Here is a 23,857-nt window from a genome sequence, read left to right on the forward strand (position 1 = left end):
CACTCTGCGCAGGCGCTGACCTATTTCTCGGCTGCCAGGTCGAGGGCTACGCAGAGGCCGCCACCGTCGCGGTTGCTCAGGGTCAGCGAGCCGCCAATGGCCAGGGCCAATTGCTGGGCGATGGCCAGGCCCAGCCCTGTGCCGCCGGTGCTGCGGTTGCGGGAGCTTTCCACGCGGTAAAAGGGTTTGAGGACTTCTTCCAGCACGTCTTCGGATATGCCGGGGCCGCGATCCAGCACCTTGATCGACAGGCCCGTGTCGGCCTTGCCTTCGATCACCACTTCGGCGGCGCCGGAGAACTTCACGGCGTTGTCCACCAGGTTGACCAGAATCCGCCGCAGGGCATGGGGGCGGGTATCGATGACCGCGCCATTCTTGCCTGAGAGTGTCACGTCCTGCCCGGTGTCCTGGTAGTCGAAGACCAGGCTGTCGAGGAACGAGTCGAGGTTGATACGGCAACTGATCTCGGTGGCGCCATGGATGCTGCGCGCATAGGCGATGCCTTCGCGAACCAGGTGTTCTATTTCATTGAGGTCATGAACCAGCTTGTCCTTCTCGGCCGAGTCATCGGCGAATTCGGCACGCAGCTTCATGCGGGTGATGGGGGTCTGCAGGTCATGGGAGATTGCCGCGAGCAGTTGCATGCGCTCCTTGAGATAGGCGGCGATACGGGCTTGCATGGTGTTGAAGGCCCGAGCCGCGTGGGCGACTTCGCGGGGGCCGTTTTCGTCCAGGTGTACGGGATGCGCGTTGGGGTCGAGGTTCTCGACCGCGTCGGCCAGGCGGCTCAGTGGGCGGATCGCAATGCGCACGGCGAGCCAGGTGCAGCCGATCATCAGCGCCAACTGGCCGAGCAGCATGAACGGCAGCCAGGGGGACAGCGGCATGATCGAGGGCCAGACGTCGATGGTGAGCGGGTTGCCATCGCTCAATTGCAACTGCGCCTGGAAGTGTTTCCGTGGGCCGGGGATTTCGGTGAAGGTCAGGGTGTAGTCATGGCCGATGGCGGCTTCGATCGAGTGCACCGCAATCGGTATGTCGTTCGGATCTATCGGCACACCGGGCTCGCGCTCGCTCAGCAGGTAACCGTAGTTGCGGCGTTGCAGGCGCTTGAGCCAGTCCGGGCGTTCGGCGGCTGGCAAACGGTCGAGGATGGCGATGGAGGTCGAGACATCGGTTTCCAGGTTGCCCAGCATCGTCGACTTGGTGCTCTGGTAGCGCTCGTAATACTGGGCGCCGAACGACAGGGCCTGGGCCAGGATCAGGCCGACCAGGAAGATCAGCGACAGCCGCGAGGCCAGCGTGCGCGGCCAGTGCAGCGCGAAGGTCATGACTGTTCCCCGAGGATCTCGACGGGGAAGGTGAACACATAGCCTTCACTGCGCACCGTCTTGATGTAAGCCGGGTCGCGCGCGTCGTCCAGCAGGCGCTGGCGCAGGCGGCTGACCAGCAGGTCGATGGAGCGGTCGAACAGGTCGGCATCGCGGCCCTGGGTCAGATTGAGCAACTGGTCTCGGCTGAGCACCCGCTGGGGGTGATCGAGGAACACGCGCAGCAAGCGGTACTCGGCACCGCTCAGGGCCACCAGGGTATCGTCCTCGTCCAGCAAATGGCGGGCGGTGGTGTCGAGGCGCCAGCGACCGAAACTCAGCAGGCGGCCGCTCTCGGTGACCACCAGGTTGGGTGGCAACATCCGCGTGCGCCGGAGCACGGCATTGATACGCGCGAGCAGTTCACGAGCCGCGAAGGGTTTGGCCAGGTAATCGTCGGCGCCCATCTCCAGGCCGATGATGCGGTCGGTTTCGTCGTTACGCGCGGTGAGCATCAGTACCGGGGTGGCCTTGTGCTTGCCGGCGCGCAGTTCGCGACACAGCAGCAGGCCATCGTCGCCCGGCATCATGATGTCGAGCACGATCAGGTCGACCTGGTTGCTTTCAAGGAAGGCGCGCATCTGGCGACCGTCCGCGACCACGGTGGTACGCAACCCGTTCTTCTTCAGGTAGTTGCCGACCAGCTCTCTGATCTCGCGATCGTCGTCAACGATCAAAACATGATCGACATGTTCCATCCCTTCAACCTCTATCAATGTGCACTGGTTGCGCAGTGTAGCGAGGCGTGATGTGCCTGCCCGCAGGCCTTTGTATTGCAGTGTATCTGGCGCGGCATGGATACAAACGTATGCAAATCAGGGGGGAATGTATCCCTCTGTATCCCCGCGCCCCTCTGACACGTAACGAATTCAACAGCGGCCTTGCTCGACACATTCGAGATACCTCACGGGCATTCAATGAGCTCCATCGAAGCGCGGCAACTCGCCTCGACAACCACACAGCGATTTACCCATTGAATGCGAGGAAATGATCATGAACTGGAAAGCCATCACGACTGCCTGCCTGTTTGGCGCACTGAACATCGGTCTGCTGCCAAGCCTGGCACACGCCGATATCAAGGTTGAGACTTACACCTATGGCACCCACCTGGACATCCAGAAGGTGCTCTCGCTGAGCGAGGGCACCGGACAGGGCTGCGACGTGGTGAATGCACGCATGACCTACCTGGACTCCCAGGGCCAGACCCGGATTCTCGAGTACATCAAGTTGGCAGAGAGCTGCAGCCAGGGGAGTTGATCCCTGGCTGTCCTCCCATCTCAAGCCTTAATTGTCGACTCAGGATGAATACCATGAAAAGCGTAAAGAGCTTTCTGACCGCAATCGTCTTTTCCCTGGCGGGTGTAGCCGTGCATGCCAACGCCGCCAGTGAGAATCACCGCGGTGACAGCCGCATCTGTTTCCAGCTAACGCCGCTGGCCGGCAAGGGGGCCTTGCCGGGCCTGGCGGAAAACGGCTTCAGCCGGACTCCGTTGGGCAAGCAACTGGAGCGACTGGCAGAGGATGGTTTCAGTCGCACGCCACAGGCTAAACAGCTGTTCGCCGAGGATGGTTTTAGCCGTACCCCGTTGGGCCAGGGGGTGGAGGGGAAAACCTCGGCTCATCAGGCTTGAGTCCTGCCGTGAGCAAGGTGACTGCTTGCCGCATGCCGTCCCATCCGTCTCTTGCCAACCATGCCCCAGCTGAACAGGCCTGCGTTATTGGCGCAGGCCTGCTCCCCTGAATTTATAGGTAATGCCATGCTTCTCATCGCCTTTCTGGGCGGGGTACTCACGATCCTCAGCCCTTGTATTCTTCCTGTGGTGCCATTCCTGTTCGCCGGTACGAATCGTTCGCGTGCCTCCATAGGCCTGACTCTGGGCGGCATGGCGCTGACCTTTGCCGCGGTGTCGAGCCTGGCCGTGGCCAGTAGCGAGTGGATCGTGCAAGCCAATATTGCCGGTCGCCAACTGGCCCTGATCATCCTGGTGCTGTTTGCCCTGTCGCTGATCTCCACCCGCTTCGGCACCTGGCTGGCGCGCCCTGCCGTTGCCTTGGCCAATCGTATCGATCCGTCCATTCTCGGAGCATCCAGTCCGCTTGCCTCTGTGCTGGTGGGTGTTGCCACCGGCTTGCTGTGGGCACCTTGTGCCGGGCCGATACTGGGCACCATCCTGTCGAGTGCGATGCTGCAGGGGGCGAGCGCGGAGACCAGTCTGTTGCTGCTGGCCTATGGGCTGGGGAGTGCCTGCTCCCTGGGCGTCCTGCTTTTTACCGGCCGAGGGCTGGTCGAACGCTTGAAACCCATGCTCGGGGTCACCACCTGGCTACGGCGTGGCACCGGCTGTGCGGTACTGGTCGCGGCCGCGCTGATTGCCACGGGCGCGGATCGGCAACTGTACGAGCGCGCATCTTCCGAGGGGAGCAACGCGGTCGAGCAGAGCATTCTGAACACCGTACCCAAGGCCATCGATTATGTGGTGAGCACAGCCAGTGCGGCCTCGTTGCCGGCGCTTGGCGATAAAGGCCGCATGCCGTCCCTGGCGGGGGCGGTCGAGTGGCTGAACTCGGCGCCACTGAGCGATGAGGCGCTGCGGGGCAAGGTCGTGCTGGTGGATTTCTGGACCTTTGACTGCATCAACTGCCAGCGCAGCCTGCCCTATGTAAACCAGTGGGCGAAGCGGTACGAGAAGGATGGGCTGGTGGTCATCGGTGTGCACACCCCCGAGTTCGCTTATGAAAAGCTCATCACCAATGTACGCCGGGAAGTGAAGCGCCTGGACATCGGCTACCCGGTGGCGGTCGACAACAACTACGCGATCTGGCGTGCGTTCAATAACCAGTACTGGCCCGCCCATTATTTTATCGATGCCAAGGGGCGAGTGCGTTTCAGCCATTTTGGTGAGGGCCGCTACGACACCCAGGAACAGGTGATTCAGCAACTGCTGGAGGAGGCCAGGGCAGATCGCGAGTCGACCACAGTGGGTGGCTGAGCGGTGGTGCACGATGTTCGCCGGAGCCGAGCGGCCTGTGGTGTCATTGAGTGCGCATGCGTTCGTTCGCACCTCAAGGCTCGCCGATGAGTATCGGTACCCGCATCAAGTTCCGCCACCTGGTCTGTTTCCTGGAAGTCGCCAGGCAGAGCAGTTTCGCCAAGGCGGCGGATGCGTTGGCGGTAAGTCAGCCGATATCTTCAAGACGCTCAAGGAGTTGGAGGAGATGCTGGCCGCTACGTTTTGCGAGTGCAGCAAGAGTGGTGTCAGCCTGACAGCGGCGAGGGGGCGTTCATGCGTTATGCCGGGCCTTGTCTGGGTGGCGCCCCAGGATGCCGTGCGCCTGGACATATGCCATGTCCTTCTTTTGCGGCTTTGACCTTGAGCTCTGAAAGGCGCGTTGTTGGGGCACCCATGGAATACTCCGGTGCTGTTTGTGTATGCCAAAAATTGCCAGCTCAGCGCTTGGAGTACACAAAAGCGTGGATGTAGCTAGACGTCCCGGGGCGCCATTAGAGCTGGAGACCGCATATTTACTGGGCTTTAGGCACAAAAAAGACGTCCGTGGACGTCTTTAGATGATGGATTGGGGGACGGTGAACGGATTACCAAGGCAGTTCGTTACCATGGCGGTCTGTAAAACGCAGACCTGGAATACCAGCGTTACTGGTCACGACATCCACGACCAGAGGAATACTTTCGGAGACTTCCAACAGAGCATCTTGAGTGCCCATGTCGGTACGAACCCAGCCCGGAGCGATTGCAAGCAGGGCGCGAGTATCTTCGGCGTGGCGAGCGTGGAAATGTTTCATCAACATGTTCAGAGCGGCCTTGCTGGAGCTATACAGTTCCCAGAAACCGTTAGCGTCGGTGATGCTGCCCAATTCCGAGGACATTACTGCCGCGACACCTTTGGCATTCAGGCGATCATAGAACAGCTCGATGAGGCGCATGGGGCTAAGTGCATTGGTCAGAAGCATGTCCAGGTAGTCTTTTTCCTCGACCTGAAGGGATGTCAGTTCGTTGGCCTTGCAGATGCCTGCGTTGACGAAAAGGACATCCAATTCACGAGTATCCAGGCGCTGGCGGAGCCCTTTCACCGAGTCCATGTTTACGACATCGACCTGTTCGATCTCCAGAGAAACGCCAAAGTGACGCTGCAGCTTGTCCAGCCCTTCCGAGCCGCCGCGGGAGGTCGCAATGACCTGCCAACCGCGAGTGCAGTATTCTTTGGCGAGCGCCAGGCCAAGGCCACGGGAGGCACCAACGATCAATGCGGTTGATTTGTTGCTCATGCTCAATCTCCTGAATAAGACCACCTTGGGTTATGGGGTGGCGTTAACGATTGATCGCAGGCTATCAACCGAGGTGGACTTGTGCGACGCATCAACTGTCAATTGAATGATGACGAAGTATCACGAATTTGATTTTCATAGGCGTCAAAAAATCACGACGCCCTGATAACGTTAACTTTTCAGCCGTATCGTCGTTATGGCGTGGTGGGGCGCCGAAGTGCGGAAAACACGCGGGACGTTAAGTTTGGAGATCAGATGTGGTCAGGCAGTGTTAGGAGTTATCGGACGTATCGCTTCGTTCGTTGGTGCTGCGATGTTGCTGCTTCGAGGAGCGTCTGACGGCTTGAGAGATCGTGCGGCGGAGCGGCTTAATCCACAATCGACTCCACAAAAGCCATAAAAGCTCGTGTCTTGGCGGGTAGATGCTTGCGTGAGGGGTACAGGGCATACAGCGGAAAGCGTTCATCTGACCAGTCCTGGAGTATGCTCACCAACTCGCCACTGGACAGCCAATGGCCTGCCCCAAGGGCCATCACTTGAGCGATGCCATAGCCGGCCAGACAAGCCCCGTGCAACGTACCGACGTCGTTGACCAGTAGTTGGCCGCCCAAGGCAAGCTCGAACTGCTCTTTCCCCTTTCGGAATGCCCACGTAAAGGGGCGCGACGTTTCCGGGTCGCGAAATTGAATGCAATTGTGCGACCCGTTTTGCAGTTCCAGGGGGGAGCTGGGGATTCCGTAGCGCTCGATGTATGCTGGCGAAGCCACGGTCAGGATGCGGGTCTCCAGTATTTTCTTTGCGACCAGTCGAGAGGGTTTGGGCTCACCAAAACGAATGGCCAGGTCGAAACCATCCGCAACCATGTCGCCAAGTTGTTCCCGCGCGACTAGATCAAGCGTCAGATTCGGATGAGCACGGAGGAAGCGATCAAGGCTAGATCCGAGAATAAGTTGTGAAAAAAACGGGTGAACATTTACTCGAAGCTTTCCACTTACATCACCATGCCCCAGTAGTGCCTGGGTCGTCGCTTCCTCCAGACCTTCCAGCAATGGGAGGATATGATCGAAAAGCTGTTGGCCCTCATCAGTCAACGACACGGCGCGGGTTGTGCGGTCGAAGACTCGAATCCCCAGTCGGTTTTCGAACCGCTGAACCGCTCTGCTTACACCTGAAGGGGTCATGTCTAGCGCCTGTGCTGCCGATGCGAAGCTGCCATTGTTGACGACGGCTGCCAGCACCCCCATACCGTTAAGAATTCGCTCATCAAAGGGCATCTACGTATACCTTGGCAAGTGCGGGAGAGGGCATATTTTCCGCTAACCGCGGTCATTCAGGAATGGAGCAATTACCTCTCTAGACAATGTCTCTGCGGATATTCCCGCGCTACTAGCCTGCACCCAACACCATAAGCTGTTTGATCAAGACCAAGGGCGAAGCCCAGCGCTTCGAAGCCTCATGCCGCACCAAACTGGTCGACAACAAGGACTGGTCACCCAACAAGCCCTGAACAATGAGCTGGGTTACCTGCGTGCGGTGTACAACGAGTTACGTGGGCTCGGAGTCATCGACTACCCGAGTCCGTTAGAGCAGGTGAAGCCGTTGTGCGTTCAGGAGCGTGAATTGTCCTAGCTGACCAGTGAGCAGATAGCCGAGCTACTGCAGGCCATTCGTTTGGGCTGCGATAACCCTCACGTGAAGATCATCGTGCTGATCTGCTTGGCCACTGGTGCTCGATGGTCAGAGGCGGAAAAGCTCAAGCCATCTTCGGTGCGGAACAGGGTAATTACGTTCAGCAGCACCAAAAGCGGCAAGGTGCGATCAGTACCGATTTCCGCTGACCTTGAGGCCAAGATGGTTCGGCACTGGCGACAGCATGGTCAGCCAAATCCAGCCACTTGGCCCGGACGACGATCAAGCTACCGAAAGGGCAGGCTGCCCATGTACTGCGTCATACCTTCGCTAGCCACTTCATCCAGAACGGCGGCAACATCGTCACGCTGCAGCGTATCCTGGGCCATTCGAGTTTGGTTATGACCATGCGGTATGCCCACTTGGCGCCGGATCATCTGAGGATTCGGTGAAATTTGGCCCGCTTTCAGCATAATATTTTGCACGTATCATTCCGTTGATGGAATATTCCTTTGGGGTTATATTTACGTCATGACTTGGAATGTTGAATACACCGATGAGTTTGGCGGTTGGTGGGAAGGCCTTTCAGCGGATGAGCAGGAGTCTGTTGCTGTTTCGGTTCGCCTTCTAGAAGAGCGCGGGCCGTCTCTCGGTTTTCCACATAGCAGTGGAATCAATGGTTCTCGTCACGGGCATATGCGCGAACTGAGGACTCAGCATGACGGACGGCCTATACGCACGCTTTATGCGTTTGACCCGAGGCGTTCCGCAATCCTGCTGATCGGTGGGGACAAAACTGGTGACAATCGCTGGTATGAGATCCAGATTCCCGCAGCTGATCGTTTATACGATGAACACTTGAAGCAGCTTCGTAAGGAGGGCTTGATTGATGGCTAATAAATTTTCCGATTTGCGCGTCAAGATGACACCAGATGCACAGGCCCGTGTTGAGGCTAAGGCCCAAAAAATGTTGGCAGAAATGCCGCTCAATGAGCTGCGTCAGGCGCGTGGCCTTTCACAGAAAATGCTGTCTGAGATTCTTCATGTCCAACAGCCGGCAATCGCCAAGATGGAAAAGCGAACTGATATGTACATATCCACCCTGCGTAGTCACATTGAGGCTATGGGTGGCCAGCTTGAGGTGGTTGCGCGTTTCCCGGAGGGGGCTGTGAGAATCAATAATTTTGGCGATCTCGAAAAACTACCGACCTAAGCTTTCGACACTTTTTCGACACCCAAAGAAAAACCCCTGAATTTCTCTAGGAAAATCAGGGGTTTATTTGGGCCGGGGTAATCTGAATTGTTGCTTTATCCTTTTGAAATATATAAGAAAAAACCGGTTTAATTTTTGCTTGGAATACCGTTTGGAATACCGGCTTACCGGATTTGAACTCAGGATGCTGTAGCGCTTCCTGGAGGTTGATCTTGCTGTCTCTGCCGGCGGAGCGTCATTCAATCGTCGGTGAGATATACGCCGGCTTCAGCTTCCATCCTCACCAGGTTCTCAATGATTTGAGCGCGTTTCATGCCATGCGCTTCAGCTAGCGCATCGAGCTGGGCGATCACCGTTTTCGAGAGCATGACGTTGACCTGCTTCTTATCGGCGGCGCGCTCGTCGAATTGCTTGCGACTCCATCGCCTCTTGATCTCTCGAATCATGGCCGTTCGTTCGTTGCGGCCTATATCTTCCTGGTCGAAGAACATCAGCAGCTCTTGGTGGTTGCTGATAGGAGGCTGTCTTGAAAATGGCGTCAGGTAATTCTTCTGGAGCCACTCCCAGGCGCAGGCACATCGCTTCTCGCCGTCTTTTTTATCGGCAAACCACTCGAACTCACTGTCCTTTGCTTTGTGCCTGAGCCAGTCCCGGTGAAGGAGTTCGACCTCGGATGCCTTCTCAGCAAGATCGACATTCCAAAGGTCGATCATGGCGATGAGGCGATCCCTGCCAGTGAGGTGGACTAGCCCGCGAGGCAGGCGCAGGCCAGTCATCTGCTCGATCTCGCGGAGCAGCCACCGATACTGCCGTTCATCCTCTGTGATCCATTCCAGTTTTTCGTTTGGAAGCAGGAGCCGGTCTTTCTCTTGAGGGATACGGGACTGGAGTAGCTTCTGATCCTTCAGGGATCTGGCTATCTCGTCACGCATGGTGAGGCCGTTGCAGGTTTTGAGATCAAGCCTGGCCTCTTTGTAGTAGTCGAGGTACAGCCACAGCCAGATGTCGTGGCGATGGTTTCGATGAGGATCTTGGAGCAGCTCGCTCAGCCTGTCCGCATCCTTGCTGCGTGCACGATTGTCAGTTTTTACGTCATTTCAATCCAGGTCTAAGGGCGGACTTGGTGCAAAATCTCTCTTGATTCTACAGCTATTCTACGTGCGTTATAGGTGAATTATATTAGACATCTATATGATCTCTATGGTGATTCTATGAATAGAAATTTCTTTTTAGCCCAGTATTTACTAGGTTTCAGCTGGGTTTATACAGTTTTTCTCATTCTTTCTATTCGAATCTAATGTAGTGCGGTGTAATGGTGCGCAGCGGGACACCATCCTGAAAGCGCGGTTCGCAAGCCACGTTCAGGTAGTCGACAAGATGATCAGGAGGATGGGGCGCTAGATTGGCCTGACGGAAAACGGCTATGTAGAACTCACACCGGATGCCTGCAGGGCATGTGTGAGCCGAGGCGGTTTCTGAATGCTGGCGGGATAGTCACGAGGCAGGGCTGGGGCTCTTGTCGGGGTTCGGGTGTCAGAGAGCTGTACGTTTAAAGCTTGTAGGTGCTCTGGGGCTGCGGATCAGTCCTTCAGTGTTTTTTTACCGGCTCTGCCAATCCTCTGAGCGAATACGAGGAGCCCCGTTCATGAGGATCATCCGTCTGAAAGAAGTCATCGACTCGACCGGTCTTGCCCGATCGACCATCTACAAATACATCGGAGAAGGAACCTTCCCGAAACCGGTCTCGCTGGGCGACCGCTGCGTCGGTTGGGTCGATAGCGAGGTGCACGACTGGATCCTGGCCAGGATCGAGGAGCGTGACCAGGCCGAGGGAGCTACTGCGCGCCATATCGGTCACCTGAGCATGGCCAGCTAGAACCAGCAGCGCCATGACCGGCTACGGCTGGTCATGGCGCTTATGCCGCTGCTGAGGGTTCTCTGATCTCAGCTAACTCTCCCGAAGCTCGGTGCGGTAAATCTCTCGACAGGCTTGGCAGTGTTGCTCCCCATTGCCTGGCCTGACCGGGAAGGTCTGCATCGGTCAGGGCTGCATCTATTGATATAGCGATTAACTATCTACTCTACCTATCCAATAGTAACCATCACTACCCATCACCACTGACTACCACCAGAGGGAAAGAGACCAGTAAAAAGAAACAGACCACGTACCTAGTATGCACCATCAACCAATCAGGTACGCACCATGAATAACCGCAAGCTCAACGCCTACCTTTCCCAATCTGACATTGCCCTTCAGATCGAGTCACTCGTCCTAGCTATCGAACACAGCGACACACCTGCATTCCGCATCACACAGAGCCGTTCAGGTTGCGAGCGTATCGAAGCGACCAGGCTCTCCCGCTACTTCACCCATATCAAGCAGATGGTCGACCTGTTCGATGACAGAGTGGAGTACAGCTACAGCGAGCAACTGCAAGCGTTCAGGGAGGCCTGTCAGGATATCGGTCTTGAGCTTCATTCCGATGGGCCTGTCTGCCTGGATGAGCGGGGCGCGGGTTGGCTCAGTCATCACCACAGCATGAACGTCCTCGTCGCAAGGATCTGTCAGCTGACCCGGCAGCAGTGGTATCGGCGTAGGGCTAAGGATCGTCGTGATTTGGCCAAGCAGCAGGAGAGGGAGATCACTGAGTACACGGAAGCTGTGACGAGCTGGTACTCCCGCACCACGATCATCCGGGTCAATCTCTATTACCGTCCTGAAGCCCAGGCCAGGCTACGAATCGAGCATGTCTTCGATGATCTAGACGCTCTAATTGCTAAACACAGCCGCCATTCGATTTTCGAGCACCTCATCGGCTACACCTACTCAGTGGAGCAGGGGGATCGCAATGACGGGCAGGGCTATCACATCCATGCTGCCTACTTCTTCAATGGCAACGTGGTGTGCCGGGATGTCTGGAAGGCGATTGAGATCAGCGAGCTGTGGGAGGAGATCACGCGTGGTCAGGGCTATGCCCATAGCTGCAACCACGACAAGGAGGGGTATGGCGATAGGCGCGGAATCGGCCTTATCCAGAGGGATGATCAGTCGATACGGCCTAATGTGCACAAGGCGATGAAGTATCTGGTCAAGGATGGTCAGTGCCTACGCCTGAAGCCTGCAGGGAAGCGCTGCCTGCGTAAGGGGGCTCTGAGTCATGCTCGTCGGTGATGGCTGCTTAGATGTCCGCTGAGGTCCCCAGGCGCGCGCGTACCCGGTGCTCCTGGGATCGTGGGCATCGGCTGACGCTTCGGTGTCTCTGAAGAGCAAGTTTTAAGGCGCGAAGGTGAAATGGCTTGCGCCTACGGTAAAAAAAACCATAATGGCTACTTATGAATAGTTTTGAACACAATTAGCCGTCGGAATTTAAGAAGTGATTGAAGCAAACCTTACCCTTAAAGAGGTCGCGGCCTACCTAAAAGTCTCCCTGAGCACAGTGCGCCGTCTCATCCGTAACGGAGAGCTCCAGTCGTTTCGCATCGGTACGCAAGGCCAGGTCCGTGTGCCGGAAAGTGCCGTCAAGCGGATGTGCGGTGCTGAAGTTGCTGAGCCGGTGCTATCACGAGAGCTTGAGAATTCTGCGAAGTCTTCGATTGCTGTTGTCGACGCGCAAGCCGAGGTTAGGATCCTAAGCGGATCGACGCGAGAAGAACTGCGCTGGAGCATCCTTCATGCTGACGTGAACGCCGCGGCGGCCAAACTGCCTGCCGAGAGCGTCAACTGCGTGGTGACCAGTCCCCCATACTACTGGCAGCGCGACTACGAAGTAGGCGGGCAGATTGGGCACGAACCGACTATCGAGGGATACGTCGATGCGCTGGTCGAGGTGTTCTCGAAAATCAAGAAGTCGCTCACTCCTGACGGCACGCTGTTCCTGAACCTTGGCGACACGTATTACTCGGCCAAGGGCAAGCCCCACGGCACCGATGAGAAACATAAGGGCCGCAACATGATGCGCAAGCATCTGCGGGCAGTCGACGGCCCAGGTTTAGGTCTGCCGCGTAAGTCGCTCATTGGTATCCCTTGGCGAGTCGCGCTTGCCATGCAGGATGACGGGTGGACGCTCCGCAGTTCTATCATTTGGCAGCGCCCAGCAACCCTGCCTGAGCCGACTGCACGCGACCGGCCGTGGCGCACGCACGAGAATATCTTTGTCTTCTCAAAAGGGCCGAAGTATTACTTCAACCGCAATGCACTGCAGGGCGAAGAGGACATCTGGAAAATCATCGCCAGACCAGAAAACCCCGGCTCCCACTTCGCTCCGTATCCTCGTGAGCTCGTTGACCGTTGCCTTGCCTGTGGCTGTCCCGAGGGTGGAACTGTGCTCGATCCATTTGTAGGGTCGGGGACTACTATTGTCAGTGCCTTAGCCAGCGGGCGTCATGGGGTAGGCATCGAGCTCAAGCCGGAGTACGCAGAATTCGCCGCTAAGCGAATCAAGAAGGAGTTCGGAGAACTCGCGACGGCGAAGGACTCTGCATGACGCAGCCGGTCTCAGTCCGCCTTGAACAGGCTGGGATTTCGATGGAGCTGTCTCCAGGCGTCGGTGATGTCGAGTTGCGCGAAGGCACGGTCTTCGGGTCCGTGATGGCTTCGAGCCGTCCAATTGTCCAGCTCGACGACGTGCCCCTTCCCATTTCATGGCATCAAAGCGCCAAGCTGGCGGTTTGGAGCACGGACCTGACAAACCAAGTCGGCTTCCATCGCCTGAGCATACAGGTGGCCGGCGCGACGCACATCTACGATTTCCGGACCAGCACCGCCAAAGCGACGTGGGACGAGGTCCGTTCGATGGCCGAGGTGTGCGCGAGCTCTTACTTCGGATACCGCCGACAGTTTGCCTACATGGCTGCCAACGGGACGACGCGAAAAGTCCGTCTCCCTCAGATTCACTACGCCTGGCTGCGGGACCGGCTGCCGGAGATTGAGCGTCTGGTTCGCTCTATCAACGACCGTCCGGCCGTGTCCAGTGTGAGGACCACCGAGGTGTCGCAGCGTAGCAAAGGCCTGTCGGTGGCTCAGACGAGTCGGCTGCTGCGAGAGAAGCACCATCTTCTTGAGCGTGCGGATGGCGGTCCCATCCAAGTCGGTGGCGCCAGCTACTGGCCGTCTCGCGTTGCCGTGCATGCAAGGGAGCGGGAAAAGCAGATCGAAGAGCATGTGCAGATTGCGGCGTTTCTGCAGGTGCTAGCGACGCAGTGCGTAGACCTGGCGACATTAGTTGCGCCGGCGGTGAGGGCCGAGGTTCAGGGGTTCGCCGAGCTCTTGAAGTTGCTTCGTTCTTTGCCTGTGTTTAGGAACCTCCTTGTGCGGCCAGGCGCTAAGCCCACCACAGTACTACCGAGTACCACTCAGCGAAGCGATAAGCGGTATGGTCGCATGCGTGACCTCCATGCCGAGTATGGGGCAGACATCGCGGACAGTACGGACTTTACCAGGTCGATTCGTGCGAACGTCAAAGACGTGTGGGAGGTGTATCAGACGTTCGTGGCCCACGTGGTCGGCAACGCCCTCGGTCTCGCATACTCATCCCCCGACAAAGACCTGCGCAAACGATCACCACATGGGTGGTCCATGAGCTCTGACGAGTGGAGGCTCTTTTTCGACACCAAGCCGCCGACCGACGTTCTAAGCTCTTGGCGCGATGCCGCAGGCAGGCCCGCAGACGAGCGGCCAGATGTCCTATTGGTTGGCGCTGCCGGCTCAGTGGTAGTGCTCGACGCGAAGTTCAAAGTCGACGCGCGAGTGACTCGTGCCACTCAGCCCGATCTATTCGAGATGCAGGGCTACCTGAACAGCTTCGCGGCGAAGTCGGGCGGCATCATCTTTCCAGGCCCGGCGCCGGCCGCCAACCTGATTGCCGCTGAGGGTAACTCGCTGTTGGAACTGCCGATTCGGGCCGCTCACTTTGCAGAGGCCGGTGGGGCAGAAGCCGTTCACCTTTATGTGCGCAATGCCTTAAAGCTGGTCAGTACTTGAACAGGACATGGCCGGTTCCCAGGTCTTTGGTGCGCAGGAGTGCCTCCAGCGCGGCTGTGGCTACGGCGAAGTCTCCGGTCCCAGCGTCGGCGTTCGCGGTGAAAGCAAGCAGTTCTTCGCAGACGGTACTGGACCCGCTCAACTGCGGAACGACTTTCTGGGCAATTTGCTCGCTCAGCGCAGCCCGCCATGGTCGGCCGGACATCGCCACGTAGTCGAGAACGTCCTGGATGACGCCGAATGTAAGCGACGTCGAGTCGCTGCCGGCGCATGCTTTGCAAATGTTCCACAGCAAGTCACCGAACCCTGCGGAGCGCACATCCGAGTCTGCAGTCAGGGCGGTGGTCAGCCGTTGCGAGCGGAAGCTGTCGAAAACACTCCCGAGGCCGTCTCGGGTCCTCTTGTCGACGCGTGCTTTGGTTTGCTTCAGCATGTCGACGCAAGCTTGGTCGAACTTCGGTCGGTCGTTGCTCGCAACTAGGTCCCCAAGCGCGTTCGGCATCTCGATGATGTTCGCGCGCCTTTTGACAGGGCTGCTGAGGGGCGCGCGGGTTGACTCTTCGAGGAAAGAGTTCACTGTGCCGACCACGAACGCGTCTGGCGGAAACTGGCTCGGCGAACCATGACCTGGCAGCTCGACCTTCGCATCGCTCTCGATTGCGGGAAGCAAGCGCGCTAGGTAGTGGTCAACCTGACCGAGGTTCATCTCGTCCAGCAGCACCACGTAGATGTCACGCGGGCGCTCGGACAGGAACAGCTTGCGGCTAAGTTCCGTGGCTGCCAGGCCGCCTGAAATCTTCTCGTACCCCAGAGCGTCTGCCTCGGAGAAATCGCTACCCACACTGACGTCAATGAGCGAGACCGCGTTTGCAAAGAACGTGTTCAAGCCTTCTGTGAAGGCTCGCACGAAGGCGGTCTTACCCGTCCCGGGGCGACCGGCTAACACGACGAATCGCTGGGCGATCAGCGCGCCGTAGAAGCCGTGTACGAACCCGGCTGGTAGCGTCAGCCCTTCCACCCGGGTTACGTGATGCTCGATGTGCTGTAGGAGGTCAGCCTCCGTGCGTCCCAGCATTGACGGTCCGGGCGGCACGCCATGAATCAGTTGCGCCAGTTCCTCCTCAGTGATGGCTACGGGCGAGAAGTACTGTGCGACTGGCGGGCGAGACACGTCGAAGAGCCTGGCGTACTCGTCGTCGTTGATGTTGAACTCAGTCCGGAACTTGGTTTCGACATCATCGAGCGAGCTAGGCAGGTCCTCGTGGCGATACAGCCAGGCGGCCAAGTCGAATACCGGAATCCGCAGCTTCAGGCCCCCGGAGCCGTCCGGTAGCAGACCTTCGAGTTTGTCCAGATAGTCCGCCGTGAACTCCCAATCCCTATTGGTTGGTCGCTCAAGAGCTTCGCGGTAGTTGTCCGTTGTACGAGCACGCTGCAGTGTGCCCCCGGAATACTTAGAGTTCTTCCAGTACCAAGAGTCGGGGTCTTTGCGACCAAAGGGCACGCAATATGGCTTGTCCGGTGGTGCGCCGGCGGGAGCGAAGTATTGGCGTAGCAAGGCCTCCTCTTGGGTCCCTCCCCACCCCGTCGCAGTCCCAACGCCTACGCCAGTCTTCTTCATCGACAGGAAGGTGACGCCATAGAAGGCGTGAAACGGCTGCAGTTTATTGAGTGACCGAGCCAACTGACCGACGGAAATGAACGCCAAGACTTACCCCCTCCTCTCATGAACCATTTTATTTGAGATTGGATTCTACTGACACGCTGAACGAATCGCTATTCGACAGTGACCGTCCACTAGGCGAGTTTGGCGTTGACCGCCATTCCGGCATACGTTCGGCAAGAGCGCGGCGGGTGGCGGGGCATTCAAATACAGTCAGCCGCTGACCAGGAACCGGGTCAACATGAGCCTGGGTACATATCCAGACGATTCTCTGGCGCAGGTTCGCAGACGAGCCGTCTTCAACGGTTGCAATCGACCCAAAGTAGCCGCTCAAAAGTATCTAGGAAAGCCGGAGCGATTCAGGGGGCCGTTCGAAGGGGAACAAAAAATAAAGGGGGATCGAAGTCCCCCTTTATTGGTTTGGTGGCCTGAGCCTACGGAAGTGTTGAGCGTCTGGTTGAGCTTGAGTGTGGGACGGCCGACCTGCTGACAGAGGGGAGTTCTCTGCCTGCAGATCAGGCGCGTAGGCTACAGAGCCTGCTGAGTTCGCTGAGCGCAGAGGGTCGGCTACTGGTGCTGGAGATTGTGGAGCGCCTGGTCGAAAGGCTTGCCCGCAACTGAGCGCGAGATTTCACTCTGCGCCCTCGTTGAAGCGCGCCCCACAACGTAGGCATAGACACTCAAAGCCTGCGAAGTGAAAGCGTCCGACATCCTCAGCTGCACGCAGTGCCGATGGGTAAGAGGGAAGAATCTCCTTTAACCCATTGGTAAGCGCATCGTAGCTATCCTCCATCGGAGCGCGCCGTGCGCCCTGGATTGCTCCGTCGACCAGCCCCAGAAGCAATGCAAGACCCTTGGCTGCTTCGCACGTGATGACGGCCCTGGACTCGCAGATCAAACAGTTTTGACTCATTTTGATTCTCCCAATTGGATAGTCGTTGACCCCTTGCTGATCGGCATGGCCGTATCACTGCGCTGAATAGGTGTTTGCTTTGGTTTGGACCGGCTTGCGAAAGGCTTTCAGCAGCTTGCTGAGGAGCCAGCAGGCCAGAACCACCGCGACCAGCAGTGGTGGAAAGTGCAGCATCAGCAGAACGCTGATAACCAGCGCGCCTGCTGCAGCCAACGCGCCGATAAAGGTGAATAGGCACAGCAAAAATCTCAGTAGAGTCATGTTGAGTCTCCGAAGGCGTGCCCGGAGTGGACAGGCAAAGGGTTAGTGGGTTTGGGCGGCAAGCACTTCCAGCTTGCCTGCCAGCGAGCTGGCCGCATGCGCAGCTGTGTCGCCCTGGTTTTCGGGCACCCGGTCCGGGTTGGCGAAGAACTCCTCAACGATGGCGCTGACATCCTCCTCGCTGTCTTCGAACGCGCCGTTGCCAAAGCCGCGGCGTGCTGCTTCATCCAACGCGGCCTGATTGAAGCCGGCAGCCTGACGCCGCGAATCGAGTTCACTGGCTGTCACCAGTGCTTCAGTCATGTCCATGCCGCCGCGTACCGTCAGGTCGGCGTAGAAGATCGGAGTGCCATGGCTCTGGCGTGTCGACTTGCCACGCAGGCGCAGTTCCAGCGGCAGGCATGCCAGGCGGTTGCCCGAAATGGCCTGAAAGTAGTGCAATCGTGCAGCAAGGGTGCGGATGCTGTTGAAACCCGTGGTGCGGAACACAAGCTGCCCAGTGGATCGTCATCGCCAACGACCACATTCAGTCGGCCATAGGGCTTGCAGGCACCGCCCTTGGCCAGCGGACAGGCATCCGGTGAGGGGCAAGGCAGTGACTGCATACCTTCCTGGGTAATTCGCTTGCAGGTTTCGCCATTACCCACGCACAGCGGTCGCCCAGATTGGCGGTCGAATAACGTGTAGTCAGCGCGAAAGTTCAACTCCGGTTCGTTGAATAGCAGGCGTACCGGGATGCTGCGGAGCTTGTCGTCCTTACCCTGGCGCAGCTCGTCGTTGAGCGGATGTAGCAGCCATCCGTCTTTGCCTTGCACCTGTGAAGTGATGGTGAATTGATCATCCTTTTCCGGCAGGCGTTTGCCGTTCTTTTCGATGACCTTACCGATAGAAATCCGCCCGAGTACCGGCGGGGTGATAGCCAGACCTTTGAGCATGGTGGTTCTCCTGCAAACGAAAAAAGGCTAGCCACGCAGCGTTAACTGCATGGACTGGCCAAGGGGAGGGATTGGTTGGGGTTAGGGGCATCAGCCGATCAGGAAGCGTCGGCTGCCTTGTTTGAGCTTGGTGTAGCGAATCTGCAGGTAGGGTTTGTCCTTCAGCATGCGTTCAACATCGAGCACGTTGCTGTCTTTGGACTTCTTCCAGCTGATAAAGCCGTGACTGAACTCCGCGCGGGTGGCATCGCCCATGGCCTGTTGCAGCATCTGTTTGAGCTGGGCTTCGCGCGTTTCCTTCTCGTTGATTGATTGGCGCACCGCCTTGAGCTCCAGGTAGGCTGCAGCTAAACCGGCACGGCCGCTGAAGTCGATGATCTGGCCGTTGTCCTCCGGGTAGAGTGCGCGCAGTGCCATTTCAGCCGAGGCTGAGCCATCAGCCGGCGGTGGCGTGTCGGTCTCGACGTAGCGCCAGAACTTACGCTCCAGCTCGATCAGGCGAGCAATCATCTGCTCGTCCCGCTCGATGCGGTGGATCTCCAGCGTCTGGCCACCGAGCAGTACCGCGACATCTGCAGCCTGCTTGCCGGTGACGGCGAGCTGATGCATTACTTGTAGTTGCACATACTCGGGCACGCCTTCTTTCCAAAGGCGTGCGCCGTTTATGCCGGCTGTTTTGCATTCAAGGATCTGCACATCGTCAGCACCAATGACCTCGCGGTCGATGTTGGCCAGCATCCACGGCAGCTCAGGATCAGGGTGTTGCAGCACAGCGTTGATGCGCCGCACCTTGTTCTTCGTGCGTTTGCTGTAATGCCAGGCTACGACTGGTTCCAGCACATTGCCCCAGTACATCGGGCTTTCTTCGTCGTGGGGATCTGCTTTGGGCAATGTGGTGTCACGCCCGGTTTTCTCCATCCATAGTTCGAGCTGAGATTTATAGGGATTGAGGCCAACGGCCGCGCCTGCATCAGAACTGCCGATGCCCTGCTTGCGCACCGCCAACCAGTCTTCACGCGGTAGTTCCTTGGTACTGATCAAGCGCAGCGCTGGGCGCGACTTACTGGTGCTGCTCAACGGAGTAGCTGTCATAGCGTTCACCTTGCGGAAATAGAAACGCCCGATCAGCAACTAGGCTGACCGGGCGTTATGGGGTGGGTAAGTAAGCGGTCAGGCGACCAGTTGTAGAGCGGTGTCCAGGGCACGTTGCTTGATCTGTGCGCCCTGGCCGAACCAGGCCGAGTCCATGCGGTACTCGTTGCTGCGTGCGCGGCGCTCGTGATCGACAAACTCTGTCACGGAGTTGAGCAGGCCCCAGGCGGTGCCACGTGCCGAGTCGAGCTGACTGCCCCGGCCCCGGCCTTCATACAGCTCCTGAACCTTGCGCAGGGCGCGCTCGTTGGGCAGCACCTCCGGCAGTGCGCCGGTCGGATTGGTCTCGCACAGCACGTTCATAAAGAAGCCCAGCGCCTCATGCCACTGCACCTTGCGCTCGGCCAGCGCGCGCATGCGGTACATAAAGTCGTCCCATTGCGAGACGGCGATGCCGAGCTGTTTCTTCACCACCGTTGAATCGAAGCGGGTGTTGTGCGGCACTTTGATTGCTCGGCTGGTGCCGTCCAGGGCGATGGTCAGGGTGTTGTTGCACACCACCCGAACCGTGGTGGGTGTTGCCGTCGTGGCCAGGGTGCCGTCGCATGATGTGGCCAGCAGTAGGTAACCGTTCACCTGGTCATTACCCTTTATTGCTGCGCCCTGACCGGTACGTGCCAGCGCCCAGAATTTGCGCCCGCCTTTCAGTACACCAGCAGTTTCTAGCTCGTAGCCGGAAACCTCGGTCAGATCTCGGTAGAACTCCAGCACCTCACGCGGTTGCACCGTGTGGTAACGGTTGGAGACCACCGACAGCGGTGCCTTTGTGTCCGAGCGGAACAGCACCTTTTGCTCGGGAAACGAGTGGATAGCGCCCAGCGGGCCGATGCTGTCCGATTTGAAATGCACAGGGCTTTCCTGGATCTGCCAGTCCATGCCGGCTTCGCGTTGCCAGACTTCGATGGGTTGTTTCTGCGTGAGCTGATTGCCCAGGCCATGCCACGGTGCAGCGCCAGCGTAGGCCATTGTTTCGACGAGATGAGCCATGGTTGAGATTCCTTAGGGTGCAGGCCGGCATAAAGCGCCGCGCAAAGCGCAGCACCATCCGGACGAAATGAATAGAAAGAAGTGGTGTGGCCAGATCAGGCCGGCAGGTTGAAGCGATGACCGCAGAGCAGGCAGAGGTTGTGGGCCAGTACGTGACGGTCGAGCGTCTCGCCCAACTGCGCGCCGAGCGCACAACCACCCACCCCGCCGACCAGGCCGCCGAGGATGGCACCTGAGACATAACCGAGTGTGATACCAAAAGGCCCGGCGATGGTGCCAATTAATGCACCGGTCTGACCCCCAGCCAGTGCAGCGCTGACGCCGCGCGCAACACCGCCTACGGTGCCGATGGCTGCACCAACTTTCATGGCTTGATGGAATGAAGCGACTTTAGGGGAGTGACAGCGGGGACACTGCAATGACATGGTGTGAAACTCCTTGGTGGTGATGTCATGGCGGTGATGTAGGGCTGAGATTTTTTTGAATAAAATCATCACGCTGTTTAGATTGGTAGCCTGAGTATCACGGGTAGTTTTTAGGATCGACACAAACGGCAAGGATAGAATTTTGTCAGACCTGAATTTTGAAAAACAAGCGCAGGACTATTACAACAAGGCTCCCCTTATCATCCTGGGCAGCGGTGCATCAGCTGCCCATGGCATGTCTGGCATGTGGGCGCTTGCAAAGCACCTGGTCGCTAATACCGACATTTCAGGATTATCCGCTGGCGAGATAGATGCCTGGGGGAAATTCTGTGAGGTCTTGGATGCTGGCGTTGATCTGGAGTCGGCGCTGCACCAGGTGGCTGTTACAGAAGAGCTAACTTCCAGAATTATCAAAGCAACCTGGTCGCTCATCAACGCTGAAGACATTCATATTTTCAACGAAAGCCTTCAGAACCAGGCGATGTTTCCGCTTAGCCGACTGCTGCGCCACATGTTCAAAAGCAGCCTTACCAAATTAAACATCGTTACTACGAATTACGACAGACTCGCCGAATACGCCTGCGATCAGGAGCGAATTCACCATTATACGGGCTTCACGCACGGTTTTTTCCGGCAACTGGCTGCGCCGAATGAGATAAATTCTGCTCGCAGAGTCAATATCTGGAAGGTTCACGGCTCGCTAGATTGGTTTAAATCGCCGCTCGAAGACATTGTGGCTCTTTCAAATATTCAAGGTATCCCTGTCAATTACAAACCGGAAATCGTGACTCCGGGTACTCAGAAATATCAAACGACGCATTTAGAGCCATACCGCTCAATCATCAACAATGCTGACCAAGCCATTACTGTGGCGAACTCTTACCTGTGCATTGGCTACGGCTTCAATGATGAGCACATTCAGCCGAAACTTATGGCGAGATGTCAGCGTCAGAATACCCCAATAACGATTATTACCTATGCGCTTTCAGACGCGGCCAAGAAGCTAATTACTGACGGCAAGGCGCGAAATTATCTAGCAATAGAGCGGGGGGCAACAGACGACCAGTCCATTGTCTACTCCTCTTTGGATAAGACTCCAGTGACTGTTGAAAAAAACTTATGGAGTCTTGAAGGTTACCTGTCACTCATCATGTAGGAAGAAGAAATGCCGATATTTAATTTTAGGGATGAAGACGCGCTTGGAAAGGTGGCCTCCGTCGATACGACAAACGTTATCGTGGACGTAGAAAATATCGACCAACTCAAAAGGTTGCAAGTCAATCATCTGGCTGTGCTCCAAAGCAGCAGGCCTGGACAGCATCTCATCGGGCTCATCACCCAGGTGACCCGCAAGCGTGGTATCGAGGACATTGCCAATGACGGCATTAGCGAGCAGACCTCAGAACTGAATCTGTGCAAAATCGCCTTGATTGGCACGATGCTGGATCGTGATGGAGATAGAGAAAATGTATTTCGCCGCACTCTGGAAAGCGTTCCAGAAATTGACGCGAATTGCTTTTCGCTAGAGGGCGAAAACCTTACCGGTTTTATGCGTACGCTCTCTAGCGTCTCCGCAGATGGCAATGCCCTGACACTGGGAAAATACACACTGGACGAACACGCTGTTGCCTATCTCAACGGTAACAAGTTTTTCCAGCGCCGCGCCTTCATCGGCGGCAGCACTGGGTCAGGTAAGTCCTGGACGACAGCCAAGATTATTGAGCAGATGACAGGGCTCTCTACGGCTAACGCCATTGTTTTTGATCTTCATGGTGAATACTCGCCATTGGTGGGTGAGGGTATTCAGCACTTCAAGGTGGCCGGGCCCGCAGATGTGGAGGCAAAACGCACCATTAACGATGGCGTGCTTTACCTGCCTTACTGGCTGCTTTCGTATGAAGCGCTCGTGTCAATGTTTGTTGACCGGAGTGATCAGAATGCGCCCAACCAGGCTATGATCATGTCCCGGGAGATCAACCAGGCTAAAAGGAAGTACCTGGAGGATGGTGGCCAAAAGGAAATTCTGAAGCATTTCACCGTAGATAGTCCGGTTCCATTCGATCTGAATGTTCTGATGGGCAGGCTGAACGAGATCAACGTGGAGATGGTTCCGGGGGCGTCGGCCGGTAAAGAAAAGCAGGGTGATTTTTTTGGAAAGCTCGCCCGGATGATTTCTCGCCTAGAGAACAAAATCTCTGATCGACGCCTGGGTTTTATGTTCAGTGGCGGCGGAGACGTTCTGGATTTTTCCTGGCTTGAAAAATTCACCACTGCCGTGCTCGGCAGCTCAGGGGAGAATGGCAAAGCCGGTATCAAGATCATCAATTTTTCCGAAGTACCATCAGACGTTCTTCCGCTGATCGTTTCCCTTGTCGCGAGGGTTACGTTTTCCGTCCAGCAGTGGACACCATCCGAGCTGCGCCATCCGATAGCGCTTCTGTGTGACGAAGCGCATCTCTACATGCCTCAACGAAACATGGCGGAGTCCGCCGACGATATCTCCCTAGATATTTTCGAGCGCATCGCCAAGGAAGGCCGCAAGTACGGTGTCAGCCTTGTGGTGATAAGCCAGCGTCCGTCCGAGGTAAATAAGACGATGCTCAGCCAGTGCAGCAACTTCGTATCTATGCGGCTGACCAACGCAGAGGATCAGGGTGTTATCAAAAGGCTTCTTCCCGATAGCCTCGGCGGATTCAGCGACATCCTGCCTACCCTCGATACAGGCGAGGCCTTGGTTGTTGGCGATGCGAGCTTGCTGCCAAGCAGAATCAGGATCGATGAACCCCAAAACAAGCCAAATAGCGGTACGGTCAATTTCTGGGATGAATGGCAAAAGCCAGTCAAAGACAAGCGCCTGTCGATTGCGGTGGATAACTGGCGTAAGCAAAACATCCAGTAATTGCTTCACCGACTAATAGTCTAAGGGGCAATAGAGCGGAGTTCATGGTCTGTCGATGCTCATGGGCTTGTTTTAAGCCGATTTTTACATTTTCTAACTATCAGCAGTCGCCCCTTATATAAAGCTTTATATGAGGGGCGAGAGC

At 57.0% G+C, this 23,857-nt stretch carries 23 protein-coding genes and 3 pseudogenes; 15 read left to right on the forward strand and 11 right to left on the reverse strand.

The genetic code is table 11. From position 1 onward, the window contains the following. Positions 1 to 20: 20 nt before the first annotated feature. Together DNK06_RS12035 and DNK06_RS12040 are read right to left on the reverse strand one after the other, a co-directional pair. Positions 21 to 1,331 (reverse strand): ATP-binding protein, encoded by a 1,311-nt coding sequence (locus tag DNK06_RS12035; protein WP_131180251.1) that lies wholly within the window; start codon positions 1,329 to 1,331, stop codon positions 21 to 23. Next, positions 1,328 to 2,068 carry a response regulator gene (locus DNK06_RS12040; RefSeq protein WP_131180252.1) on the reverse strand — a complete coding sequence of 247 codons (741 nt, stop codon included), beginning with the start codon at positions 2,066 to 2,068 and terminating at the stop codon, positions 1,328 to 1,330. The genes DNK06_RS12035 and DNK06_RS12040 overlap by 4 nt, the downstream gene beginning before the upstream one ends. Before the next feature lie 295 nt (positions 2,069 to 2,363). Between DNK06_RS12040 and DNK06_RS12045 the strand changes: the two genes are divergently transcribed. The 4 genes and pseudogenes from DNK06_RS12045 to DNK06_RS25305 form a co-directional block, all read left to right on the forward strand. Beyond that, positions 2,364 to 2,627: a DUF2790 domain-containing protein gene (locus tag DNK06_RS12045; protein WP_131180253.1), complete on the forward strand. Its 264-nt coding sequence runs from the start codon at positions 2,364 to 2,366 to the stop codon at positions 2,625 to 2,627. 53 nt (positions 2,628 to 2,680) lie between these two features. Beyond that, the gene (locus DNK06_RS12050) at positions 2,681 to 3,001 is read left to right on the forward strand and encodes a hypothetical protein (RefSeq protein WP_131180254.1); all 321 of its coding nucleotides are present in this window, start codon (positions 2,681 to 2,683) and stop codon (positions 2,999 to 3,001) included. Between the two features lie 126 nt (positions 3,002 to 3,127). Then, positions 3,128 to 4,360 carry a cytochrome c biogenesis protein DipZ gene (locus tag DNK06_RS12055; RefSeq protein WP_131180255.1) on the forward strand — a complete coding sequence of 411 codons (1,233 nt, stop codon included), beginning with the start codon at positions 3,128 to 3,130 and terminating at the stop codon, positions 4,358 to 4,360. 86 nt (positions 4,361 to 4,446) lie between these two features. Further along, positions 4,447 to 4,672, forward strand: a pseudogene (locus tag DNK06_RS25305) (LysR family transcriptional regulator); the annotation flags it as partial. Between the two features lie 293 nt (positions 4,673 to 4,965). On the opposite strand, the gene DNK06_RS12065 reads toward DNK06_RS25305, so the two are convergent. Together DNK06_RS12065 and DNK06_RS12070 are read right to left on the reverse strand one after the other, a co-directional pair. Then, entirely contained in the window at positions 4,966 to 5,655 is a 690-nt protein-coding gene (locus DNK06_RS12065; RefSeq protein WP_131180256.1) for an SDR family NAD(P)-dependent oxidoreductase, read from the reverse strand. A gap of 368 nt (positions 5,656 to 6,023) precedes the next feature. Further along, positions 6,024 to 6,929, reverse strand: coding sequence for a LysR family transcriptional regulator (locus DNK06_RS12070; protein ID WP_131180257.1), 906 nt, complete (start codon positions 6,927 to 6,929; stop codon positions 6,024 to 6,026). Between the two features lie 241 nt (positions 6,930 to 7,170). Here DNK06_RS12070 and DNK06_RS25525 point away from each other — a divergent pair, with 241 nt between their 5' ends. The 5 genes and pseudogenes from DNK06_RS25525 to DNK06_RS12085 all read left to right on the forward strand — a co-directional run bounded on the left by DNK06_RS25525 (position 7,171) and on the right by DNK06_RS12085 (position 8,497). Then, on the forward strand, positions 7,171 to 7,284 hold the full coding sequence (locus DNK06_RS25525) for a phage integrase (protein ID WP_423228054.1): 114 nt from the start codon (positions 7,171 to 7,173) through the stop codon (positions 7,282 to 7,284). Positions 7,285 to 7,326: 42 nt separating this feature from the next. Beyond that, a pseudogene (locus DNK06_RS25440) lies at positions 7,327 to 7,473 on the forward strand (phage integrase); the annotation flags it as partial. 77 nt (positions 7,474 to 7,550) lie between these two features. Further along, complete coding sequence (locus tag DNK06_RS25445) at positions 7,551 to 7,736, forward strand: tyrosine-type recombinase/integrase (RefSeq protein WP_278248833.1); 186 nt, start codon at positions 7,551 to 7,553, stop codon at positions 7,734 to 7,736. Positions 7,737 to 7,815: 79 nt separating this feature from the next. After that, positions 7,816 to 8,181, forward strand: a complete 366-nt coding sequence (locus tag DNK06_RS12080; RefSeq protein ID WP_131180258.1) for a type II toxin-antitoxin system RelE/ParE family toxin — start codon at positions 7,816 to 7,818, stop codon at positions 8,179 to 8,181. Next, positions 8,174 to 8,497: an XRE family transcriptional regulator gene (locus tag DNK06_RS12085; RefSeq protein ID WP_131180259.1), complete on the forward strand. Its 324-nt coding sequence runs from the start codon at positions 8,174 to 8,176 to the stop codon at positions 8,495 to 8,497. The genes DNK06_RS12080 and DNK06_RS12085 overlap by 8 nt, the downstream gene beginning before the upstream one ends. A gap of 239 nt (positions 8,498 to 8,736) precedes the next feature. Here the strand turns inward: DNK06_RS12085 and DNK06_RS12090 are convergent, their stop codons facing one another. Next, positions 8,737 to 9,429, reverse strand: a complete 693-nt coding sequence (locus tag DNK06_RS12090) for a hypothetical protein (RefSeq protein WP_207389983.1) — start codon at positions 9,427 to 9,429, stop codon at positions 8,737 to 8,739. Positions 9,430 to 10,142: 713 nt separating this feature from the next. Here DNK06_RS12090 and DNK06_RS12095 point away from each other — a divergent pair. The 4 genes from DNK06_RS12095 to DNK06_RS12110 all read left to right on the forward strand — a co-directional run bounded on the left by DNK06_RS12095 (position 10,143) and on the right by DNK06_RS12110 (position 14,477). Beyond that, on the forward strand, positions 10,143 to 10,373 hold the full coding sequence (locus DNK06_RS12095) for a helix-turn-helix transcriptional regulator (RefSeq protein ID WP_057406246.1): 231 nt from the start codon (positions 10,143 to 10,145) through the stop codon (positions 10,371 to 10,373). 327 nt (positions 10,374 to 10,700) lie between these two features. After that, positions 10,701 to 11,669 (forward strand): YagK/YfjJ domain-containing protein, encoded by a 969-nt coding sequence (locus DNK06_RS12100; RefSeq protein WP_131180261.1) that lies wholly within the window; start codon positions 10,701 to 10,703, stop codon positions 11,667 to 11,669. Between the two features lie 202 nt (positions 11,670 to 11,871). Then, positions 11,872 to 12,981: a DNA methyltransferase gene (locus DNK06_RS12105; RefSeq protein WP_131180262.1), complete on the forward strand. Its 1,110-nt coding sequence runs from the start codon at positions 11,872 to 11,874 to the stop codon at positions 12,979 to 12,981. Then, entirely contained in the window at positions 12,978 to 14,477 is a 1,500-nt protein-coding gene (locus DNK06_RS12110; RefSeq protein ID WP_131180263.1) for a hypothetical protein, read from the forward strand. Before DNK06_RS12105 ends, DNK06_RS12110 begins: the two co-directional genes overlap by 4 nt. Here the strand turns inward: DNK06_RS12110 and DNK06_RS12115 are convergent. The 6 genes and pseudogenes from DNK06_RS12115 to DNK06_RS12150 all read right to left on the reverse strand — a co-directional run bounded on the left by DNK06_RS12115 (position 14,467) and on the right by DNK06_RS12150 (position 20,756). Next, positions 14,467 to 16,185 (reverse strand): hypothetical protein, encoded by a 1,719-nt coding sequence (locus DNK06_RS12115; RefSeq protein WP_131180264.1) that lies wholly within the window; start codon positions 16,183 to 16,185, stop codon positions 14,467 to 14,469. The genes DNK06_RS12110 and DNK06_RS12115 overlap by 11 nt on opposite strands. 922 nt (positions 16,186 to 17,107) lie before the next feature. Continuing rightward, entirely contained in the window at positions 17,108 to 17,314 is a 207-nt protein-coding gene (locus tag DNK06_RS12130) for a hypothetical protein (RefSeq protein ID WP_131180266.1), read from the reverse strand. Positions 17,315 to 17,356: 42 nt separating this feature from the next. Next, a pseudogene (locus DNK06_RS12135) lies at positions 17,357 to 18,249 on the reverse strand (recombination directionality factor). A gap of 90 nt (positions 18,250 to 18,339) precedes the next feature. Then, positions 18,340 to 19,341 carry a YqaJ viral recombinase family nuclease gene (locus DNK06_RS12140; RefSeq protein WP_131180339.1) on the reverse strand — a complete coding sequence of 334 codons (1,002 nt, stop codon included), beginning with the start codon at positions 19,339 to 19,341 and terminating at the stop codon, positions 18,340 to 18,342. A 78-nt stretch (positions 19,342 to 19,419) separates the two neighbouring features. Beyond that, on the reverse strand, positions 19,420 to 20,388 hold the full coding sequence (locus DNK06_RS12145) for a DUF932 domain-containing protein (protein ID WP_102821363.1): 969 nt from the start codon (positions 20,386 to 20,388) through the stop codon (positions 19,420 to 19,422). A gap of 95 nt (positions 20,389 to 20,483) precedes the next feature. After that, a complete protein-coding gene (locus DNK06_RS12150) occupies positions 20,484 to 20,756 on the reverse strand; it encodes a hypothetical protein (RefSeq protein WP_242674658.1) in 273 nt (90 codons plus the stop codon). A 199-nt stretch (positions 20,757 to 20,955) separates the two neighbouring features. Here DNK06_RS12150 and DNK06_RS12155 point away from each other — a divergent pair, with 199 nt between their 5' ends. Together DNK06_RS12155 and DNK06_RS12160 are read left to right on the forward strand one after the other, a co-directional pair. After that, the gene (locus DNK06_RS12155; protein WP_131180267.1) at positions 20,956 to 21,969 is read left to right on the forward strand and encodes an SIR2 family protein; all 1,014 of its coding nucleotides are present in this window, start codon (positions 20,956 to 20,958) and stop codon (positions 21,967 to 21,969) included. A 9-nt stretch (positions 21,970 to 21,978) separates the two neighbouring features. Beyond that, on the forward strand, positions 21,979 to 23,712 hold the full coding sequence (locus DNK06_RS12160) for an ATP-binding protein (protein WP_131180268.1): 1,734 nt from the start codon (positions 21,979 to 21,981) through the stop codon (positions 23,710 to 23,712). Positions 23,713 to 23,857: the final 145 nt, after the last annotated feature.

Source organism: Phytopseudomonas daroniae, assembly GCF_004327285.1.
Lineage (GTDB): Bacteria > Pseudomonadota > Gammaproteobacteria > Pseudomonadales > Pseudomonadaceae > Aquipseudomonas > Aquipseudomonas daroniae.